Annotated in this window: 18 protein-coding genes; 8 read left to right on the forward strand and 10 right to left on the reverse strand. The window is 70.5% G+C overall.

The features are described from left to right. Positions 1-6: 6 nt before the first annotated feature. The 4 genes from AB0F18_RS11405 to rpmB all read right to left on the reverse strand — a co-directional run bounded on the left by AB0F18_RS11405 (position 7) and on the right by rpmB (position 3,330). Positions 7-984, reverse strand: coding sequence for a helix-turn-helix domain-containing protein (locus AB0F18_RS11405; RefSeq protein ID WP_362057722.1), 978 nt, complete (start codon positions 982-984; stop codon positions 7-9). 105 nt (positions 985-1,089) lie between these two features. Continuing rightward, on the reverse strand, positions 1,090-2,544 hold the full coding sequence (locus AB0F18_RS11410; protein ID WP_362057725.1) for a vanadium-dependent haloperoxidase: 1,455 nt from the start codon (positions 2,542-2,544) through the stop codon (positions 1,090-1,092). 244 nt (positions 2,545-2,788) lie between these two features. Next, positions 2,789-3,094 (reverse strand): 30S ribosomal protein S14, encoded by a 306-nt coding sequence (gene rpsN, locus AB0F18_RS11415; protein ID WP_362057728.1) that lies wholly within the window; start codon positions 3,092-3,094, stop codon positions 2,789-2,791. After that, positions 3,094-3,330 carry a 50S ribosomal protein L28 gene (gene rpmB / locus AB0F18_RS11420; RefSeq protein ID WP_362057731.1) on the reverse strand — a complete coding sequence of 79 codons (237 nt, stop codon included), beginning with the start codon at positions 3,328-3,330 and terminating at the stop codon, positions 3,094-3,096. The genes rpsN and rpmB overlap by 1 nt, the downstream gene beginning before the upstream one ends. A 67-nt stretch (positions 3,331-3,397) precedes the next feature. Between rpmB and rpmG the strand changes: the two genes are divergently transcribed. The 5 genes from rpmG to AB0F18_RS11445 all read left to right on the forward strand — a co-directional run bounded on the left by rpmG (position 3,398) and on the right by AB0F18_RS11445 (position 6,170). Continuing rightward, positions 3,398-3,562, forward strand: a complete 165-nt coding sequence (gene rpmG, locus AB0F18_RS11425; protein WP_362057734.1) for a 50S ribosomal protein L33 — start codon at positions 3,398-3,400, stop codon at positions 3,560-3,562. Positions 3,563-3,602: 40 nt separating this feature from the next. Further along, on the forward strand, positions 3,603-3,848 hold the full coding sequence (locus AB0F18_RS11430) for a type B 50S ribosomal protein L31 (RefSeq protein WP_362057737.1): 246 nt from the start codon (positions 3,603-3,605) through the stop codon (positions 3,846-3,848). Beyond that, complete coding sequence (locus tag AB0F18_RS11435) at positions 3,848-4,999, forward strand: GTP-binding protein (protein ID WP_362057740.1); 1,152 nt, start codon at positions 3,848-3,850, stop codon at positions 4,997-4,999. Before AB0F18_RS11430 ends, AB0F18_RS11435 begins: the two co-directional genes overlap by 1 nt. A 70-nt stretch (positions 5,000-5,069) precedes the next feature. Further along, complete coding sequence (gene rpsR / locus AB0F18_RS11440; protein ID WP_362057743.1) at positions 5,070-5,306, forward strand: 30S ribosomal protein S18; 237 nt, start codon at positions 5,070-5,072, stop codon at positions 5,304-5,306. A gap of 174 nt (positions 5,307-5,480) precedes the next feature. After that, positions 5,481-6,170, forward strand: coding sequence for a DUF6445 family protein (locus AB0F18_RS11445; protein WP_362057746.1), 690 nt, complete (start codon positions 5,481-5,483; stop codon positions 6,168-6,170). A 33-nt stretch (positions 6,171-6,203) separates the two neighbouring features. Here the strand turns inward: AB0F18_RS11445 and AB0F18_RS11450 are convergent, their stop codons facing one another. The 6 genes from AB0F18_RS11450 to kdpF form a co-directional block, all read right to left on the reverse strand. Beyond that, positions 6,204-8,747 carry a sensor histidine kinase KdpD gene (locus tag AB0F18_RS11450; protein WP_362057749.1) on the reverse strand — a complete coding sequence of 848 codons (2,544 nt, stop codon included), beginning with the start codon at positions 8,745-8,747 and terminating at the stop codon, positions 6,204-6,206. A gap of 20 nt (positions 8,748-8,767) precedes the next feature. Further along, on the reverse strand, positions 8,768-9,454 hold the full coding sequence (locus AB0F18_RS11455) for a response regulator (protein WP_362057752.1): 687 nt from the start codon (positions 9,452-9,454) through the stop codon (positions 8,768-8,770). 100 nt (positions 9,455-9,554) lie between these two features. Continuing rightward, positions 9,555-10,232 (reverse strand): potassium-transporting ATPase subunit C, encoded by a 678-nt coding sequence (locus tag AB0F18_RS11460; protein WP_362057755.1) that lies wholly within the window; start codon positions 10,230-10,232, stop codon positions 9,555-9,557. A 9-nt stretch (positions 10,233-10,241) separates the two neighbouring features. Beyond that, entirely contained in the window at positions 10,242-12,380 is a 2,139-nt protein-coding gene (gene kdpB, locus AB0F18_RS11465; RefSeq protein WP_362057758.1) for a potassium-transporting ATPase subunit KdpB, read from the reverse strand. Further along, the gene (gene kdpA, locus AB0F18_RS11470) at positions 12,377-14,056 is read right to left on the reverse strand and encodes a potassium-transporting ATPase subunit KdpA (RefSeq protein ID WP_362057761.1); all 1,680 of its coding nucleotides are present in this window, start codon (positions 14,054-14,056) and stop codon (positions 12,377-12,379) included. Before kdpA ends, kdpB (AB0F18_RS11465) begins: the two co-directional genes overlap by 4 nt. 6 nt (positions 14,057-14,062) lie before the next feature. Continuing rightward, on the reverse strand, positions 14,063-14,152 hold the full coding sequence (kdpF, locus tag AB0F18_RS11475) for a K(+)-transporting ATPase subunit F (RefSeq protein WP_266387857.1): 90 nt from the start codon (positions 14,150-14,152) through the stop codon (positions 14,063-14,065). Between the two features lie 414 nt (positions 14,153-14,566). Here kdpF and AB0F18_RS11480 point away from each other — a divergent pair, with 414 nt between their 5' ends. The 3 genes from AB0F18_RS11480 (at position 14,567) to AB0F18_RS11490 (ending at position 20,932) form a co-directional block, all read left to right on the forward strand. Then, positions 14,567-16,420: an APC family permease gene (locus tag AB0F18_RS11480; RefSeq protein WP_362057765.1), complete on the forward strand. Its 1,854-nt coding sequence runs from the start codon at positions 14,567-14,569 to the stop codon at positions 16,418-16,420. Between the two features lie 233 nt (positions 16,421-16,653). Beyond that, entirely contained in the window at positions 16,654-18,804 is a 2,151-nt protein-coding gene (gene kdpB / locus AB0F18_RS11485; RefSeq protein WP_362057768.1) for a potassium-transporting ATPase subunit KdpB, read from the forward strand. A gap of 193 nt (positions 18,805-18,997) precedes the next feature. After that, entirely contained in the window at positions 18,998-20,932 is a 1,935-nt protein-coding gene (locus AB0F18_RS11490) for an amino acid transporter (RefSeq protein ID WP_362057771.1), read from the forward strand.

Here is a 20,932-nt window from a genome sequence, read left to right on the forward strand (position 1 = left end):
GTCGGTCTAACGGAAGCGGCGCCGGTATGCGGCGGGCGTGGTCCCGAGGTGGCGGAGGAAGGCGCGGTGCAGGCTCTCCACGGAGCCGAGGCCGCTGAGGGCGGCGATCTCGGGCAGGTCGTGGCCGCTGTCCTGGAGCAGCCGGCGGGCGGCCTCCAGCCGGACGGATTCGACGTAGGCGGCGGGGGTGGTGCCGGTGCGCCGCCGGAACAGCCGGGAGAAGTGGCGCACGCTCAGGTGCAGCCGCGCGGCCAGGACCTCGGCGGACAGGTCCTCGGGGAGGTGTTCGCCGATCCACACGCGCAGGGCGTCGATCCGGTCTGCGGGGTCGACGGGAGCCGTGAGCGGGACGCTGAACTGGCTTTGTCCGCCCGCGCGTTTGACGTACATGACCATCGTGCGGGCGGTGGCCAGGGCGAGTTCGGGGCCGTGGTCCTCGGTGACCATGGCCAGCGCCATGTCCATCCCCGAGGCGATGCCGGCGCAGGTCCACAGACGGCCTTCCCGGATGAAGATCGGGTCCGGGTCGACGGTGACGCGCGGGTGGTCGGCGGCCAGCCGGGCGGCCGTCCGCCAGTGGGTCGTGACGCACAGCCCGTCCAGCAGCCCGGCCGCCGCGAGCAGGTGCGCGCCCGAGCAGACGGCGGCCACCCGGTGGGTACCGGGTGCGGCTTCCCGGAGCCAGTCGATGATCCCGGGGTCGAGCACCGGTTCCACCCCGTGGTCGTCCACCCGGACGGCGCCGGACACGAGGAGGGTGTCCACGTCCCCGGGCACCTCGTCCAGCGTCAGGTCGGCCATCAGCCGGATCCCGCCGGCGGTGGTCACCGGCTCGCCGTCGGGGGTCGCGATGCGGACGGCGTACCCGGGCCGGCCGGTGCCTGCGACCCGGGTGGCCACCGAGAACACCTCGGCCGGGCCGGTGACGTTGAGCAGTTCGACGCCGGGGAAGGCGGCGATGACGACCCTGTGCGGTGGGAGCATGCCTCGATCATGTCGCCCCGCCATGATGGCCGCAATGACCATGTTCTGTCAGATCCGGACACGAGGTGCCGGGGCGGGGCTACGGCGAGCCCCGCCCCGCCGGTGTCACAGGGTGCGGAGCTTGGTGCTGAAGACCTGGCCGGCGACCTTGTCGCCGAGGGTGAGGCCGTCGGTGGCGTCCCACGGATAGTGGACGCCGAGCCAGATGCGGCTGTCCGCGTCTTCCTTGGCGGCGGCGGTGAAGCTGGTGAAGTGGCGCTGCTTGACCGGGGCGAGGGGCTCGTCGGTGGTGAGGTCGAAGGAGATGTTGTCGCTGCCGAAGTAGCGTTTCATCACGCCCGCCCAGGCGCCGCCGAAGGAGGCGTGGCCAGAGACGTAGGCGGGGAAGCACGGGTTGACGTTGACGCCGTCGTTGTTCTTCAGGAGCGGCTTCCACTGGGCGTCCAGGCCGCCCTCGCGGATCGCCGAGACCGGGCGCCACAGGTCGATGGGGGTGGAGAACTTCGCGTCCCGGACGGCTATCCCGGTGTCGGCCAGCGCGATGGAGACGAGCGCGAAGAGGCGGGCGTTGGCGTAGGTGCTCAGCCCCCGGGCCTTGGCGACCTCCCGGGTGGCCTGGAGCATGTGGCCCGGGGGCTTGTACGTGCCGTCGTTGTCGTTGGCCCAGAACCAGGCGGCGTTCAGCTGGTCCGGGGTGCGGTCGATCACCGGGGTGGCTGCCGTGGGGACGGCGGCGCCGGCCCTGCGGACGGCGTCGACCTGAGCCTTGTACCCGGGGCTGGCCACGAGGTCCTCGTAGGTGCCGTACTGCGCGAGCGTGGTGGGCCGGAACTGCGAGCCGGAGCTCAGCGAGAACGGCTTGACCTGGCCCCAGAACGGGTTGACGGCGTCGCCGTCCACCTGGCACTTCGCGTCGACCATGTCGGGGTAGCTGGTGGGCCGCCAGGAGCCGGGCTTGTTGTCACCCGTGTAGGCCTGCTTGTTGTCCGAGCCGTCCCCGGCGCGGGCGTCCATCATCTGGCTGACCATCTTGCTCACGACGGTGACGTCCAGCAGGTCGCCCTGGGTGGGTTCCGTGCCGAACCGGTCGCGGAAGCGCTGGTCGAGGTAAGCCGTGAAGTCGGGCGCGTTCTTGTCGGGCCGGTTCACGCCGTAGAGGTCGAGCAGGATGTTGTAGGCGGTACGCCCGACGACCCGCTCCTCCTCGTCGGGGCCCTCGACCCAGCCCGCGTAGTTCTCGGCGTGGAGGTAGGGCTCGGACGTCATCCGGCCCTTCCACTTCAGCTGGTAGGAGCTCTCCGCGTCGTAGATCGCGGCGTTCATCATGGCGGCTGCCCGCGTCATCGGGACCGGGCCGCCGCCCGCCTTGCGGAAGAGGTTCTGCAGCACGTCGTTCCAGTAGTGCACCGGGTCGGCGATCGACTGCGCCGGCAGTGCGGCATGGGCGGGCTGCGGGGCGACCGTGAGGATGCTTCCGGTCGCCGCGAGGACGGCTGCCGTCGCCAGGGCACGGCGCCACATCCGGGTACGGGTTCTGGTGGTGCGGGTGCTTTCGGGCATGGCTCGATTCCCCCTGATCACACACGTGTCAACGGCCGCCGGACCGGCGGCGGCGTGATCATCACGCGAAGGCGGCCCCATTGGCATGTACCAAAGCGGACACCTGCGCGGAATGGCCGGTCCCGGGCACAGGAAAGGCGTGAAGGCCCCGTGTGCGGATCGGAGTACGCGTGCGGCACCTCTTCGAGCCCCCTTGCTTGCCCGTTGAGGTGCCGCACGCGTACGGGACGCCCTTGCGCGTCGCCTACCAGGACGACTTCGTCACTCCTGGCAGGAAGCCGGCGTGCGCCTGCTGCCGGGCTCGCACGCGCGAGAGGCCGAACTTGCGCAGGTAGCCGCGCGGGCGGCCGTCCACGCTGTCGCGGTTGCGCACTCGGGTGGCGCTGGCGTTGCGCGGTTGCCGGCGCAGCTCCGCGAGGGCGGCCTCCCGTTCGGCCGCGGTGGCGGACGGGCGCCGGATGACCTCCTTGAGCTCGGCCCGCCGGGCGGCGTACCGCGCGACGGTCTCCTTGCGCTTCTCGTTCTGCGCGATCTTGCTCTTCTTCGCCATCAGACCTTCCCTCCCCGTGCGCGGATCCGGGTCACGGCGGCCTCGATGCCGATCGCGTCCACCGTCTTGATCGCCTTGGCGCTCAGCGTCAGGCGGACGTGGCGCCCCTCGCTCGGCAGCCAGTAGCGCTTGCGCTGGACGTTCGGGTCGAAGCGGCGCGAGGTGCGCCGGTGCGAGTGGGAGATGGCGTTGCCGAAGCCCGGCTTGGCGCCGGTCAGTTGGCAGTGGGCTGACATGTGTGCTGCCGCCTTTCTCGATGGCTCTGCATATTGGTAATGAAAACCAGTGTCATATACTAGCCTCATGGCACGCAACGAGATCCGCCCGATCGTCAAACTCCGTTCCACGGCAGGCACCGGGTTCACCTATGTGACGCGCAAGAACCGCCGCAACGACCCCGACCGGCTGGTGCTGCGCAAGTACGACCCCGTCGTCCGCCGCCACGTCGACTTCCGCGAAGAGCGCTGATCCCCGCACACCCCGCCCGACTCATCGAAAGGCCCCTGCCATGAAGCCCGGAATCCACCCCGCCTACGGGCCCGTCGTCTTCCGCGACTCCGCCTCCGGCACCGCGTTCCTCACCCGCTCCACGATGACCAGTGACAAGACCGTCGACTGGGAGGACGGCAACACCTATCCGGTCGTCGACGTGGAGATCTCCTCCGCGAGCCACCCCTTCTACACCGGCACCGCTCGCGTACTCGACACCGCAGGCCGTGTCGAGAAGTTCGAGCGCCGCTACGGGGCCCGTTGATGGCCCACGTCCACCAGCTTCCCGTCGTCATCGTCGCCGGTCTCCATGCCGACGCACGGAAGGAGGTCGTGGAGCGCCTCCTGCGAGCGGTTCCGGGCAGTGTGGCGCTGCACCACGACCTGGCCGCGGCGCCCGACGGCACCGTGCTCCGCCTGATCCGCGACGCGTCGGGCACCCTCTCCCGCGGCGAGACGCCCCTGGTCAACGACTGCGCGTGCTGCGCGCTGCGCGAGGACCTGGTCCCGGAGCTGGAGCGGATGGCGGGCAGCGGTCTGACCCGTCTCGCCGTGGTCGAGCTGTGGGACTCGGTCGAACCGAAGGCCATGGCGGAGGTCATCGCCGGGCACGGCGGGGACCGGCTGGTCGTGACCGGTGTGATCACCGCCGTGGACCCCGCGCTCGTCCTGCCGTACCTCGCCAACGGCGACGACCTCGCCGAGGCCGGGCTCGCCGCGGCCCCCACCGACCAGCGGACCGTCGGCGACACCTGGGCCCGTCAGCTGGAGTACGCGCCCGTCCTCGCCGTCGTCGACAGCGAGGAGGCCGACGACGAGGACCACGCCCTGCTCGGGCAGCTGCATCCCACCGCGCGACGGGTGCCGGCCGCGTCCACCGAACTCGCACGGGCCGCGTTCGCCGGGTTCGACGTCGAGGCCGCCGCGGCCGCCCAGCACCCCGCGTGCGCGCTCCTGCCCCAGGAAGCCGACGAGGCAGGCGTCACCACGTTCGTGTGGCGCCGCAGACGGCCGTTCCATCCCGAACGCCTCTACGAGGCGCTCGAAGACCTGTGCTGTGCCGCCGCCCGGAGCCGCGGCAGGTTCTGGCTCGCCGACCGCCCCGACACGCTGCTGGCCTGGGACGCGGCCGGCGGAGCGCTGTGCGTGGAGAGCGCCGGGCCGTGGCTGGCGTCACTGCCCGACGCGGCGTGGGACCTGGTCCCGCCCATGCGCCGGGCGGCGGCCGCCCTCGACTGGCACCCGGACCACGGCGACTGCTGCCAGCACCTCGTCTTCACCTCGCCCGGCCTGGACCGGGACGGGCTGGAACGGCTCCTCGACTCCTGCCTGTTGACGGACGCGGAGTACGGGTCGGGACGCGAAGCCTGGAAGCACCTGCCCGCCGCGTTCGACTCCCTCCTCGACGCCGCCTGACACCCGCACATCACTGATCACGGCCCGGCGGGGCCGTAACCGAATCGTTCATGCAAGGAGAAGCCGCCCCATGGCCCGACGCCCGCACCCCAGCAAGCCCGTGAAGTCCCGGCCCAACCCACTCGACGCGGCCAAGATCACCTACATCGACTACAAGGACACCGACCTGCTGCGGAAGTTCATCTCCGACCGGGGGAAGATCCGCAGCCGACGCGTCACCCGGGTGACGGCCCAGCAGCAGCGCGCCCTCGCCACCGCCATCAAGAACGCGCGGGAGATGGCGCTGCTGCCGTACGCCGGCCGCTGACGGCACCCGACCGGCCGCCCGGCCACATGCCCGTAGCCGTCTGCTCCGGCTCCTTGCGGGGCCGGTCGGTATACGGGCATTTCAACGGTGCCGCAGGCCTGCATGACGATGTCTTGCCGCAGTCTTGGCGGTGCTTTGGTGCATGCCGCCCTCCCCAGCCCTAGCGTTCCGGTCATGCCGTCTCTGCCCTCACACCCCCCACGCCCTGGCAGGCTCCAGGTGCTGCCGTACCGCAAGCCGACGCGCGGTCGGGACTACTGGATCCTGGACGACGTCCTGCCCGACCCCGATGCCGTACGGGCCCGTGTGCTCGGCCGGGACGACTGGGTGGAGGGCTACCCCCACAAGCCCGAGCCGTGGCCGGGGCTGCGCACGATGCCCGGTCTCGAACCGGCGGAGCTCGCGCACGTGGAGAAGCTGGTGTGCGAGACCGTCGGCGTGAGCAAGGTCTGGGCCGTGGATCCCGCCGGCGGTGGCACCTTCAACCACAACTGCGTCCAGGTCGTCGGCAAGGACGAATGCGAACCGCGCCCGCACACCGACTCCCGGAGCCTGTGCCGCTACGCGGCGGTGCTGTATCTCAGCCCGGACCTGCCCAAGGACTGCGGAACCAGCTTCTACCGCCAGAATCTGCCCGGCGGCGTCCTCGGCGGCAATCAGGTGCTCGCCCCGCACAACAACCTGGTCGACGCCCTCGGCACCCGCTTCGTGCCCGAGGACTCCTTCACCGAGGACCTGCGCGTCCCGCCCCGCTACAACCGTCTGCTGCTGTACTCGGCCAACCTCATCCACACCGCGACCAGTTACGCGGGCAGCACCCTGGAGGACAAGCGGATGACGGCCGTCTTCTTCTGGATGGCCTGACGCGTACGGCTTCCGTGCCGGGTCCGTCGCCCGTCAGCTGACCGCCGACGTGGGCAGCTCGGCCGTGACGGGGGGTTCGTGCCCCGCCATGGGCAGGGTGAGGACCATGGTCAGGCCTCCGCCAGGGGTGTCCTCGGCGGTCAGGGTGCCGTCGACGGCTTCGGTGAAGCCGCGGGCGACGGCGAGGCCCAGGCCCACGCCCGCGCCGCGTGGGGCGTCGCCGTGGCGCTGGAAGGGTTCGAAGATGCGGCCCTTGGCCTCGTCCGGGACGCCGGGGCCCCGGTCCACCACGCGGAGTTCGACCCGGTCGTGCAGGGCGCTGGCGGTCACGAGGACCGGCTGACCCCGGGGGCTGTACTTGACGGCGTTCTCCACGATGTTCGCGACGGCGCGCTCCAACAGGCCCCGGTCCACGGCGACCATGGGGAGCGTTTCGGGGATGTCGAGTTCGACGCTGTCCTCCGGTACGCCGCCCAGGGCCATCGGGACCACTTCGTCGAGGTCGGTCACACGGATCAGGGGGACGACGGTGCCGGTGTTGAGCCGGGACATGTCCAGGAGGTTGCCGATCAGGGCGGACAGCCGGTCGGCGCCCTCCTCGATGCCCTCCAGCAGGTCGGCCCGGTCCTCCTCCGACCACTCGACGTCCTCCGAGCGGAGGGAGGTGACGGAGGCCTTGATACCGGCGAGCGGGGTGCGCAGGTCGTGGCTGACGGCGGCGAGGAGCGCGGTGCGGATGCGGTTGGCCTCCGCGAGGCGCCGGGCGTCCTCGGCCTCGCCGACCAGGCGCTGGCGGTCGAGTACGACGGCGGCCTGTGCGGCGAAGGCGCCGAGCACGCGGCGGTCCTCGGCGGGCAGCACCCGGCCGGAGAGGGCGACGGCCATGTTCTCGCCGATCGGCATGTCGACGTCGGCGTCCTCGGGCCGGACGACGGGGTGGCTGCCGACCGCGGCCGCCGTGGTCCAGGGGGCGACCTCGTCGGCGCGCTCCAGCAGGGCCACGGAGTCCATGGCGAAGGTCTCGCGGAGCCGTTCGAGCAGGGCGTCGAGGGTGTCCTCGCCGCGCAGGACGCTGCCGGCGAGGAACGAGAGGATCTCGGACTCCGCGCGCAGCCGGGCGGCCTGGTGGGTGCGGCGGGCGGCCAGGTCCACCACGGACGCCACGGAGACGGCGACGCCGACGAAGATGGCGATGGCGACGATGTTCCTCGGGTCGGAGATCGTCAGCTGGTAGAGGGGCGGGGTGAAGAAGTAGTTGAGGAGCAGGGAGCCCACCGCCGCCGACGCGAGCGCGGGCAGCAGCCCGCCCAGCAGGGCCGCCGCCACGGTGCACGTGAGGAACAGCAGCATGTCGTTGGCGAGGCCGAGCTCGGGTACGGCCTGGCTGAGCAGCAGGGTCAGCAGGGCCGGGCCGGCGACGCCGGCGATCCAGCCCCACACGATCCGGGCGCGCCCCAGCCGCGCCCGGCGGGGGACGGGCAGCCCCCGGCCCTTGGCGGCCTCGTCGTGGGTGACGATGTGCACGTCCAGGTCCGGGCCGGACTCGCGGGCGACGGTCGCGCTGACCCCGGGGCCGAACACGTACTGCCAGGAGCGCCGGCGGCTCACACCGAGGACGATCTGCGTCGCGTTGACCCCGCGGGCGAACTCCAGCAGGGCGTCGGAGACGTCGTCCCCTATGACGTGGTGGAAGGTGCCGCCGAGGTCCTCGACCAGGGTGCGCTGGACGGCGAGTTCCTTGGGCGAGGCGGCGGTGAGACCGTCGCTCGCGGCGATGTAGACCGCCAGGACCTCACCGCCGGCGCCCTTCTCGGCCAGGCGCGCGGCCCGGCGGATCAGCGTACGGCCCTCCGGGCCGCCGGTGAGTCCGACGACGATGCGCTCACGTGCCTGCCAGGTCGTGCGGATGTTGTGCTCTCCGCGGTACTCCCGCAGGTACTCGTCGACCCGGTCGGCGGTCCACAGCAGGGCCAGCTCCCGCAGGGCGGTCAGGTTCCCGGGGCGGAAGTAGTTGGACAGGGCCGCGTCGACCTTGTCGGCCTTGTAGACGTTCCCGTGGGCCATGCGCCGGCGCAGGGCCTGCGGCGACATGTCGACCAGCTCGATCTGGTCGGCCCGCCGCACCACCTCGTCGGGGACCGTTTCCCGCTGCCGTACGCCCGTTATCGTCTCGACGACGTCGCCCAGGGACTCCAGGTGCTGGATGTTGACCGTGGAGACCACGTCGATCCCGGCCTGGAGCAGTTCCTCGACGTCCTGCCACCGCTTGGCGTTGCGGGAACCGGGGATGTTGGTGTGGGCGAGCTCGTCCACCAGCGCGACCGCCGGGCGCCGGGCGAGAATCGCGTCGACGTCCATCTCGGCGAACGTGGCGCCCCGGTAGTCGAGGTCCCGTCGTGGCACCAGCTCCAGGCCGTGCAGCATCACCTCCGTACGCGGCCGGCTGTGGTGCTCGACGAAGCCGACGACGCAGTCGGTGCCCCGTTCGACCCTGCGGTGTGCCTCGGAGAGCATCGCGTACGTCTTGCCGACGCCGGGTGCCGAGCCGAGGTAGATACGGAGCTTTCCGCGTCCCATGATCGTGACTCTTCTTCTGTTCAGGGTTCGAAGCGGTAGCCCATGCCCGGCTCGGTGATCAGGTACCGGGGATGCGAGGGATCCGCCTCGAGCTTGCGCCGCAGCTGGGCCATGTAGACGCGAAGGTAGTTGGTGTTCTCACTGTAGGTGGGGCCCCAGACCTCCAGCAGCAGCCGGCTCTGTGTGATCAGGTGACCCGGGTGGGTGACGAGGATCTCCAGCAGGTGCCACTCGGTCGGCGTGAGCCGCACGGTGCGGTCGCCGCGGCGGACCTTCTTCGCGAGCAGGTCGATGGTGAACTCGTCGGTGTCGACCACCGTGACGTCGTCGGCGCTCCGCACCGGCTCCGCCTGTCTGCGCGAGGCGGCCCGCAGCCGGGCCAGCAGCTCGTCCATGCTGAAGGGCTTGGTGACGTAGTCGTCGGCGCCGGCGTCCAGCGCGCGGATCTTGTCCTCGGAGGTGTGCCGGGCGGAGAGCACCACGATCGGGACCCGGCTCCAGCCGCGTACCCCTCTGATGACCTCGATGCCGTCCATGTCGGGCAGCCCGAGGTCGAGGACGATGATGTCGGGTCTGCGTGCGGTGGCCAGCCGCAGTGCCGAGGTGCCGTCGCCGGCCTCGTCGACGTCGAACTTGCGCGCCTGGAGGTTGATCCTCAGCGCGCGGACGAGCTGGGGATCGTCCTCCACCACCAGCACCCGGGTCATCGGTGGGCAGCCTTTCCTTCGTTGTGTGCGCAGCGGTCGGGAACCGGCGGGGTGCGGGAGTCCGCGCGCCGCCGGTTCCCGTTCCGTGCGGGAGGGACGGTCAGTTCTTGGACAGGGCCTTGAGGGCGGTGTTGAGCTCCAGCACGTTGACGCGGGGCTCGCCCATGAAGCCGAGCTGCCGGCCCTCCGTGTGGTCCTTCACCAGCTTTTCGACCTGCTTGACGGACAGTCCGTTCTTCTCGGCCACCCGGTTGATCTGGAGTTCGGCGTACTCAGGGGAGATGTTCGGGTCCAGGCCGGAGCCGGAGGAGGTGACCGCGTCGGCGGGCACGTCCTCGGGCTTGACCTGGTGGCCGGCGGTGGAGTTGTCGGCGACCACGGCCGCCTTGGCGTCCTCGACCAGCTTGACGAGCTCCGGGTTGTCGGCGGCCTTGTTGGTGGCGCCGGAGAGGATCAGCGCGTACTGGGTGTTGACGCTGTTGGCGCCCAGGCCGTTGGAGGGCCGCGGCTGGAACCACTTCAGGTCCGGCTTGGCGGCTTCCTCGGGGTCGTTCGGGTTCTGCTTGGGCAGGTTGTAGCTCTGCCCGATGAGGGCGGAACCGACGACGTGCCCGCTCTTGTCCTTGATCTCCGACCCGTTGGCCTTGTCGTGGAAGAGGGCCTGGGCGATCCCGGTGACGGCGAGCGGGTAGAGCACGCCGCACACGATCGTCAGGACGAGCAGGGCGCGCAGCCCTGCGCCGAGCACGCGTGCCGTGTTGCCTACGGATGTGTTCATGGTCGTTTCTCAGCCGATTCCGGGGATGAGGGAGATGAGCAGGTCGATGAGCTTGATGCCGATGAACGGGGCGATGAGGCCGCCGAGTCCGTAGACGCCGAGGTTGCGGCGGAGCATCTTGTCGGCGCTGGTGGGCTTGTACTGGACGCCCTTGAGGGCGAGCGGCACGAGCGCCACGATGATCAGCGCGTTGAAGATCACCGCGGAGAGGATCGCCGACTCGGGGGACGCGAGCCCCATGATGTTGAGCTTGTCCAGGCCCGGGTAGACCACGGCGAACATGGCCGGGATGATCGCGAAGTACTTGGCGACGTCGTTGGCGATGGAGAAGGTCGTGAGGGCGCCGCGGGTGATGAGGAGCTGCTTGCCGATCTCGACGATCTCGATGAGCTTGGTGGGGTTGGAGTCCAGGTCCACCATGTTCCCGGCCTCCTTGGCGGCCGAGGTGCCCGTGTTCATCGCGACGCCGACGTCGGCCTGGGCCAGGGCGGGGGCGTCGTTCGTCCCGTCACCGGTCATGGCGACGAGCTTGCCGCCGGCCTGTTCCCGCTTGATGAGGGCCATCTTGTCCTCGGGGGTGGCCTCGGCGAGGAAGTCGTCGACGCCGGCCTCTTCCGCGATGGCCTTCGCGGTGAGCGGGTTGTCGCCGGTGATCATGACGGTCTTGATGCCCATGCGGCGCAGCTCGTCGAAGCGGTCGCGCATGCCCTCCTTGACCACGTCCTTGAGGTGGATGACACCCAGGACCCGGGCGCCGTCGGCGTCCTCGACGGCGACCAGCAGCGGGGTGCCGCCGGCCTGGGAGATCGTGTCGGCCAGCGTGCCTGCCTCCTCGGTGACCTCGCCGCCCTGCTCGGTGACCCAGGCGATGACGGAACCGGCCGCGCCCTTGCGGACCTTCCTGCCGTCGACGTCGACGCCCGACATACGGGTCTGGGCGGTGAACTCGATCCACGTGGCGTGGGCGAGCTCGCCCTGGTGCCGTTCGCGCAGGCCGTACTTCTCCTTGGCCAGGACGACGATCGAGCGGCCCTCGGGGGTCTCGTCGGCGAGGGAGGAGAGCTGTGCGGCATCGGCGAGCGCCGCCTGCGTGGTGCCCTTGACGGCGACGAACTCGGCGGCTTGGCGGTTGCCGAGGGTGATGGTGCCGGTCTTGTCGAGCAGCAGCGTGGAGACGTCACCGGCGGCCTCGACGGCACGCCCGGACATGGCCAGGACATTGCGCTGCACCAGGCGGTCCATGCCGGCGATGCCGATGGCCGAGAGCAGGGCGCCGATGGTGGTGGGGATGAGGCAGACCAGCAGGGCGGTCAGCACGATCATCGACTGCTTGGCGCCGGCGTAGATCGCGAAGGGCTGGAGGGTGACGACGGCCAGCAGGAAGACGATGGTGAGGGACGCCAGGAGGATGTTGAGGGCGATCTCGTTGGGGGTCTTCTGCCGGGCGGCGCCCTCGACCAGGTTGATCATGCGGTCGATGAAGGTCTCGCCGGGCTTCGTCGTGATCTTGATGACGACGCGGTCCGAGAGCACCTTCGTGCCACCGGTCACCGCGCTGCGGTCACCGCCGGACTCCCGGATGACGGGGGCGGATTCGCCGGTGATGGCGGACTCGTCCACGGAAGCGACACCCTCGACGACGTCACCGTCGCCGGGAATGACGTCGCCGGCTTCACAGACCACCAGGTCGCCGATCTTCAGATCGGTGCCCGGGACCTGCTCCTCCGTCGTGCCGTCCCCGGCCAGGCGGCGAGCGACGGTGTCGGTCTTGGCCTTGCGCAGGGTGTCGGCCTGGGCCTTGCCGCGGCCCTCGGCGACGGCCTCGGCGAGGTTGGCGAAGATCGTGGTCAGCCACAGCCAGGCGGTGATCGCCCAGCCGAACCAGTCCGTCGGGTCCGTGAGCGCGAGGACGGTGGTGACCACCGAGCCGACCAGGACGACGAACATGACCGGGGACTTGACCATCACCCGGGGGTCGAGCTTGCGGACGGCGTCCGGGAAGGACTTCAGCAGCTGCTTGGGGTCGAACAGCCCGCCGCCGACGCGGCCGGCCTCGGGCTTGTGGCCGGTGGGTACGTCCTGGTGCGGAGCGCGGGTCGGAGTCACGGTCGACATGACGCCCTCCTGCTTCGTGGTGTCGGAGGTCATGACGCCAGTCCTTCGGCGAGCGGTCCGAGCGCGAGCGCGGGGAAGTAGGTCAGACCGGTGATGATGATGATCGTGCCGACGAGCAGGCCGGCGTAGAGGGGCTTGTCGGTGCGCAGGGTGCCCGCCGTCTCCGGTACCGGCTTCTGTTCGGCGAGGGAGCCGGCCAGCGCGAGGACGAACACCATGGGCAGGAAGCGGCCCAGCAGCATCGCGATGCCGATGGTCGAGTTGAACCACTGGGTGTCGGCGTTCAGGCCGCCGAAGGCCGAGCCGTTGTTGTTGGCGCCCGAGGTGTAGGCGTACAGGACCTCGGAGAAGCCGTGCGCCCCGGAGTTGAGCATCGAGTGCGGCGGCGTCGGCAGGGCCATGGCCGCGGCGGTGAAGCAGAGCACGAGCGCCGGGGTGATCAGGATGTAGCAGGCCGCGAACTTGATCTCGCGGGTGCTGATCTTCTTGCCGAGGTACTCGGGGGTGCGGCCGACCATGAGGCCGGCGATGAACACGGCGATGATCGCCATGACGAGCATGCCGTAGAGGCCGGAGCCGACGCCGCCGGGTGCGATCTCGCCGAGCTGCATGCCCAGCAGCTGGATGCCGCCGCCGAGACCGGTGTAGGAGGAGTGGAAGGAGTTGACCGCGCCGGTGGAGGTGAGGGTGGTGGCGACCGAGAAGATCGCCGAGGCGCCGACGCCGAAGCGGGTCTCCTTGCCCTCCATCGCGCCGCCCGCCGCCTGGAGGGCCGGGCCGTGGTGGGCGAACTCGGTCCACATCATGAGCGCGGTGAACCCGAGCCAGATGAGGGCCATCGTCGCGAGGATCGCGTAGCCCTGCCGCAGGTTCCCGACCATGCGGCCGAAGGTCCGGGTCAGGGCGAAGGGGATGACCAGGATCAGGAAGATCTCGAACAGGTTGGAGAAGGGGGTCGGGTTCTCGAACGGGTGGGCGGAGTTGGCGTTGAAGTAGCCGCCGCCGTTCGTGCCGAGTTCCTTGATGACTTCCTGGGACGCGACCGCGCCCCCGTTCCACTGCTGGGTGCCGCCGAGGCCGTGCTCGTTCGAGAACTGACCGACCTCGTGGATCCCGGAGAAGTTCTGGATCGCCCCGCAGGCGACCAGGACCATCGCGCCGATGACGGAGATCGGCAGCAGAATGCGGACGGTGCCGCGCACCAGGTCGGCCCAGAAGTTGCCGAGTTCACCGGTGCGGGACCGGGCGAAGCCCCGTACGAGCGCCACGGCGACGGCCATGCCGACGGCGGCGGAGACGAAGTTCTGCACCGCCAGGCCGCCGGTCTGCACGACGTGGCCCATGGCCTGTTCGCCGGAGTACGACTGCCAGTTGGTGTTCGCCACGAAGGAGGCCGCGGTGTTGAAGGCCTGGTCGGGGTCGATCGACTGGAACCCGAGCGACCCGGGCAGGACGCCCTGGAGCCGCTGGAGGGCGTAGAGGAACAGGACGCTCACCGCGGAGAAGGCGAGGACGCCGCGCAGGTAGGCGGGCCAGCGCATCTCCGTGGCGGGGTTGGCGCCGATGGCCTTGTAGATCCACTTCTCCGGCGCGTAGTGCTTCTCGGAGGAGTAGACCTTGGCCATGTAGTCGCCGAGCGGGCGGTAGGCCAGGGCCAGGGCGGCGATCAGGGCGAGCAGCTGGAGCACACCGGCGATCTGGGGACTCATGTCGGCTCAGAACCTCTCCGGCTTGACGAGGGCGAGGACGAGGTACCCGAGCAGGGCGACGGCGACGAGGAGGCCGACGATGTTCTCGGCAGTCACAGCTTCGCCACCCCCCGGGCGATGAGAGCCACCAGCGCGAAGACCGCGACCGTGGTGACGACGAAGGCCAGATCGGCCATCGTGAGCTCCTGATGAAGTGATGAGATGGAATCGGCCGGACTGGCCGAGACCGAGCAAACCGTGAGGAGCCGACCGCGTTAAGACACCTTGATGAGGTCCATACGGGCGGGCAGGAACCTTTAACGCCGCCCTGACGCCGATCGCCTCGACCTGCCGCGAAGTGCGGCTTTCCTCCCCTCCGGGCCCGTCCGGCGGTGTCGGGGGCGGCGTCGGCGTATGAAGTGCGCGAAGAGTGGCGGGACGGGCGTATGGATCTCGCAAAGACCGCTGGCGGTGGTGGTCCGGTACTCCGACGCTGTCCTCACTTTGCTCACTTCGGAGGAACACGGCGACATGGCCATGCACACAGGAAAAGCGACGGGGGAGCGGCACAGGCTGACCGCCCTACAGGGCCTGGCCGCCCTGTCGCTCGACGCCATGGCCTCCGTGGCCTACGGGCCCGAGTCCATCGTGCTCGTCCTCGCGGCCGCCGGGGCGTACGGCCTCGGCTTCACCCTCCCGGTGACCGTGGCGATCGCCGCGCTGCTGGCCGTGCTGGTGGCCTCCTACCGTCAGGTCATCGCCGCCTTCCCGGAAGGCGGCGGCTCCTACGCCGTGGCCAAGCGGCACCTCGGGCGCCGTACGAGCCTGGTCGCGGCGGCCTCGCTGATCCTCGACTACGTGCTCAACGTGGCCGTCTCCGTCACCGCCGGCGTGGCCGCCCTGACCTCCGCCTTCCCCTCCCTGTACGGGGACCGCGTGTGGATCTGCCTGGGCGTGCTGGTGCTGGTCACCGCCGTCAACCTGCGCGGGGTGGTGGACTCCGCCAAGGCCTTCCTGGTCCCCACCGCCGTCTTCGTCGGCTCCATCCTGGCGATGATCACCGTCGGCCTGTTCCGGGAGGGCCCGGTGTCGACGGAGACCGCCGCCGGGCACGCCTCCGCCCTCGGCGACGGTGCCACCACCGTCGGCGCCCTGCTCCTCCTCAAGGCGTTCGCCGCCGGCTGCTCCGCCCTCACCGGCGTCGAGGCCGTGGCCAACGCGGTGCCGTCCTTCCGGGCCCCCGCCGCCCGTCGGGCCCAGCGCACCGAAGTGGCCCTCGGGGCCCTGCTCGGCGTGATGCTGATCGGCCTGTCCGTCCTCATCGGCCGCTTCCACCTCCAGCCGGTCGAGGGCGTCACCGTCCTCGCGCAGCTCGCCGACGCCTCCTTCGGCCACAACGCCGCCTTCTACGTCGTCCAGTTCGCCACCGTGGTGCTGCTGGCCCTCGCCGCCAACACCTCCTTCGGCGGCCTGCCCGTCCTGATGAGCCTGCTCGCGCGGGACCACTTCCTGCCGCACGTCTTCGCGCTCAAGGCCGACCGGCAGGTCCACCGGCACGGTGTCGTCTGGCTGGCCCTGGTCTCCGCCGTGCTGCTCCTCTTCTCCGGAGGCGACGCCAACTCCCTCGTACCGCTCTTCGCCATCGGCGTCTTCGTCGGCTTCACCATCTGCCAGGTCGGCATGGTCCGGCACTGGGCGCTGGAGCGTCCCGCCGGCTGGCAGGGGAAGGCCGCTCTCAACGGCTTCGGAGGGCTCCTGACGGGCGTCTCCGCGGTCGTGGTGACCTCGACCAAGTTCACGGAGGGCGCCTGGCTGATCGTCGTCGCGCTGCCGCTGCTCGTCCTCGCGTTCGAGAAGGTGCACCGGACGTACGGGCGGATCGGCGAGCGCCTGGAGCTGGGGCGGGTGCCCCAGCCCCCGCGGCGTTCCCGCTCGCTGGTGGTCGTCCCGGTGTCCGGGCTGTCCCTGCTGACGTGCCGGGCGCTGACCGCGGCCCGCTCGCTCGGCGACGAGGTCCTCGCGGTGACCGTCACCCACCCGGCCCCGGAGGACCAGCAGGCCGCCGAGGCGCTGCGCCGCGACTGGGAGCTGTGGAACCCGGGCGTCGAGCTCGTCGAACTCCCCTCGCCGACACGTTCGCTGGGCCGCCCGGTGTCCGGCTACGTCCGCACGCTGGCGGAGCGGCAGCCGGGAGTCCAGGTCACCGTGCTGATCCCGGAGACCGAGCCGGAGCGGCTGTGGCAGCGGCTCCTGCAGAACCAGCGCGGCTCGGTCGTCGCCCACGCCGTACGCCGGGACACCGACGCGGTGATCTGCCGGCTCCGCTTCCGCATCACCGCCGACACCGGACCGGCGCCCGCTGACGCGCCCTTGACGGATGCCTGACGCGTCCCGTGCGCAGGCCATCAAGAAGCTGCCAATTCCCCCTCGGGAAGCCGGTCCCGCCCGCGAAGGGGCGTTAGGTTCCTGTCTGTTGCGCTGCCGGGCCACCGATCCGCATGTGACGGCCGAGGGGGCCCATGAGGGCGCCCGGCAGCGCGCCCATCCTTCCCTTCCTGCCCCTGTCCGCCGGCGTGCGGGCAGGGGCCTCCTGTCGAATCCGCCGAGAAGGTACTTCGATGTCTTCCGCTGCCGCGCAGCACGTTCCCCCGGGTCTCGGGACTCCTCCGCAGCCACCGGCCGCCCGCCCGCCCCGCAAGCGCCCCGGACCGGCGAACATGCTGGAGCCCGGGCAGCTCGCCGCCTCCCTCCGCGAGGCGGTGGCCAAGCTGCACCCGCGCGAACTGATCGGGAAGCCGGTGCTGTTCGTCGTCGCGGTCGGCTCCGTCCTCACCACGCTCTCCGCACTGATCCACCCGTCCGTCTTCACGTGGGTGATCAGCGTCTGGCTGTGGCTGACCGTCCTCTTCGCCAACTTCGCGGAGGCGGTCGCCGAGGGCCGCGGCCGCGCGCAGGCGGCCTCGCTGCGCAAGGCCCGTACGGACACGGTCGCCGTACGGCTGAAGCACTGGACGTACGGGGCGAACCTGCGCACGGCGGAGACCGAGGTGGTCACGCCGGCCGAACTCCAGCCCTTCGACTTCGTCCTCGTCGAGGCGGGGGAACTCGTCCCGGCGGACGGCGACGTCGTCGACGGTGCGGCCATGATCGACGAATCGGCCGTCACCGGCGAGTCCGCCCCCGTCCTGCGGGAGTCGGGCGGCGACCGGTCGGGCGTCACCGGCGGTACGACCGTCCTGTCGGACGCGGTCGTCGTCCGCGTCACCTCGCGGCCCGGCGACAGCTTCATCGACCGGATGATCAATCTGGTCGAGGGCGCCTCCCGGCAGAAGACCCCCAACGAGATCGCGCTGAACATCCTGCTCGCCGCGCTCACCGTCGTCTTCGTCCTGGTCGTCGTCAGCCTCGAACCGATGGCCGCCTATGCGAAGGCCGCCCAGTCGACCACCGTCCTGGTCGCCCTGCTCGTCACCCTGATCCCCACCACCATCGGCGCCCTGCTGTCCGCCATCGGCATCGCCGGCATGGACCGCCTGGTCCAGCGCAACGTCCTGGCCATGTCCGGCCGTGCCGTCGAGGCGGCCGGCGACGTGAACACCCTCCTCCTCGACAAGACCGGCACGATCACGCACGGCAACCGCGAGGCCGTCGATTTCGTCCCGCTGCCGGGCGTCGACCACGGCAGGCTGGCGGACGCCGCCCAGCTGTCCTCCCTCGCCGACGAGACGCCCGAGGGCCGGTCGGTGGTCCGGCTCGCCGCCCAGTACGGTTTCACCCCGCCCGCCGTGCACGAGCTCGCCGGCCCCCGCTTCACCGAGTTCAGCGCCCGCACCCGTATGAGCGGCATCAATCTGAGCTGGGACAACGGCGCCGGACTCGCCATCCGCAAGGGCGCTGCGGCACAGGTCATGGACTGGGTGGCGCAGCGCGGCGGCACGGTCCCGGCGGAGGCCGCGGCCTGGTCCGCGCAGGTGTCGCAGTCGGGCGGGACCCCGCTGCTGGTGGCCGTCCACGACTGGGACGGGCCCCGGGCCCTGGGCATCATCCACCTCAAGGACGTGGTCAAGGAGGGGATCCGGGAGCGGTTCGCGGAGCTGCGCAGCATGGGCATCCGCACGGTCATGGTGACCGGCGACAACGAGCTGACCGCCCGCGCCATCGCCGCCGAGGCAGGCGTCGACGAGTACCTGGCCGAGGCCACCCCCGAGGACAAGATGGCCCTCATCAAGCGGGAGCAGACCGGCGGCCGGCTGGTCGCGATGACGGGCGACGGGACGAACGACGCGCCGGCCCTGGCCCAGGCCGACGTCGGCGTGGCGATGAACACGGGCACCTCGGCCGCCAAGGAGGCCGGGAACATGGTCGACCTGGACTCCAACCCGACCAAGCTCATCGAGATCGTCGAGATCGGCAAGCAGCTCCTGATCACCCGCGGCGCGCTGACCACCTTCTCGATCACCAACGACGTCGCGAAGTACTTCGCGATCATTCCCGCGATGTTCACTTCGGCCTACCCGGGTCTGGAGGCGCTGAACATCATGGGTCTGAGCAGCCCGCAGTCCGCCATCACCTCAGCGATCATCTTCAACGCGCTGATCATCATCGCGCTCATCCCGCTCGCCCTGCGGGGCGTCCGCTACCGGCCGGCCTCTGCCCACGACCTGCTGCGCCGCAACCTCGCCGTCTACGGCCTGGGCGGCCTCGTCCTCCCGTTCGTCGGCATCAAGCTGATCGACCTCGTCGTCTCCCCCTTGCCGGGCCTCGGCTGAGCGGATCCGTGGGCCCTCGGCCGGCTCCAGCGGGAGTACGTGCACTACGCCACCGGAAGGAAGAGCGTTAAAGACGCGTCAGGATTTCGTCAGACGGGGATATGGACGTATTGGCTGACTGTCCGGTGCGTACGCTGGCTCAGCCGTCGAGGTCGATGGCTGAAACCATGCCGTATGACAGGAGCGCCCCACGATGGCCACCCCTGCCCGCACCTCGCGCCTGCGCGCGTGGCTGCTGGAAGGCTTGACCGACCAGCGCCACAAGCAGCAGCAGCACCCCGAGACCGCGCACGAGGGGCGCCCCTGGTGGCGGGTCATGTGCCTGACCGGTCTCGACTACTTCTCGACCCTCGGTTACCAGCCGGGCATCGCCGCCCTCGCGGCCGGTCTGCTCTCGCCGCTGGCGACGATCGTGCTGGTGGTGCTGACCCTGCTGGGGGCGCTGCCCGTCTACCGCCGGGTCGCGGAGGAGAGCCCGCGCGGCGAGGGCTCGATCGCCATGCTGGAGCGGCTGCTGTCGTTCTGGAAGGGCAAGCTGTTCGTCCTGACCCTGCTGGGCTTCGCGGCCACCGACTTCCTGATCACGATCACCCTGTCGGCGGCCGACGCGACCGCGCACCTGGTCGAGAACCCGCACCTGACGAGCACGCTCAACGGCCACCAGGTGCTCATCACCCTGATCCTGATCGCCCTGCTCGGCGCGGTGTTCCTCAAGGGCTTCAGCGAGGCCATCGGGGTGGCCGTGGCGCTGGTCTTCTCGTACCTCGCGCTGAACGTCGTCGTCATCGGGGTCGGCCTGTGGAAGGTCATCAACGAGCCGCACGTGATCACCGACTGGAAACAGGCGCTGGTCACCGAGCACGGCAACGTGTTCATGATGATCGCCATCGCGCTCGTCGTCTTCCCCAAGCTGGCCCTCGGCCTGTCCGGGTTCGAGACCGGGGTCGCGGTCATGCCGCACGTCGAGGGCTCCCCCGACGACACGGAGGAGAACCCCGCCGGCCGGATCCGGGGTACGAAGAAGCTGCTGACCGCGGCCGCCGTGATCATGAGCGTCTTCCTCATCACCAGCAGCTTCGTCACCACGCTGCTGATCCCCGCCGACCAGTTCAAGGCGGGCGGCGAGGCCAACGGCCGCGCCCTCGCGTACCTGGCGCACGAGTACCTGGGCTCCGCCTTCGGCACGGTCTACGACGTCTCGACGATCCTCATCCTGTGGTTCGCGGGCTCCTCCGCCATGGCCGGCCTGCTCAACCTGATGCCCCGCTACCTGCCCCGCTACGGCATGGCCCCGCACTGGGCACGCGCCCTGCGCCCGATGGTCATCGTCTTCACGCTGATCGCGTTCCTGGTCACCTGGCTGTTCAACGCCGACGTGGACGCCCAGGGCGGCGCCTACGCCACCGGTGTCCTCGTCCTGATCACCTCGGCGGCCGTCGCCGTGACCATCGCCGCCCGCAAGGCCGGCGAACGCGGCTGGACCATCGGCTTCGGCCTCATCTCCGCCGTCTTCATCTACACCACCGCGGTCAACGTGGTCGAGCGCCCCGACGGCGTGAAGATCGGCGCCTGCTTCATCGCCGGCATCATGGCCCTCTCCCTGCTCTCCCGCCTCGCCCGCGTCTTCGAGCTGCGGGTCACGCACATCGAGCTCGACGACATGGCCGAGCGGTTCATCCGCGACACCGCCAACCGGACGATCCGCTTCATCGCCAACGAGCCGGACAACAGGGACATTGAGGAGTACCGGCAGAAGAAGGCGCAGATCCGCGCGGACAACGACATCCCGTCCGAGGACGACGTCATGTTCGTCGAGGTCACCGTCCTGGACGCGTCCGAGTTCGAGTCCGGGATGCGGGTGCGCGGCGAGGTGCTGCACGACCGCTACCGGGTCCTGACCCTGGAGAGCTCCAGCATCCCCAACGCCCTGGCCGCGCTGCTCCTCCACGTCCGGGACGAGACGGGACAGCGCCCGCACATCTACTTCGAGTGGACCGAGGGCAACCCGATGGCCAACTTCCTGCGGTTCTTCCTCTTCGGCCAGGGCGAGGTCGCCCCCGTCACCCGCGAGGTCATCCGCGAGGCCGAACCCGACCGCTCCCGCCGCCCCCACGTCCACGCCGGCTGA

This window comes from Streptomyces sp. NPDC029216, assembly GCF_040648015.1.
In the GTDB taxonomy this organism is placed as follows: domain Bacteria; phylum Actinomycetota; class Actinomycetes; order Streptomycetales; family Streptomycetaceae; genus Streptomyces.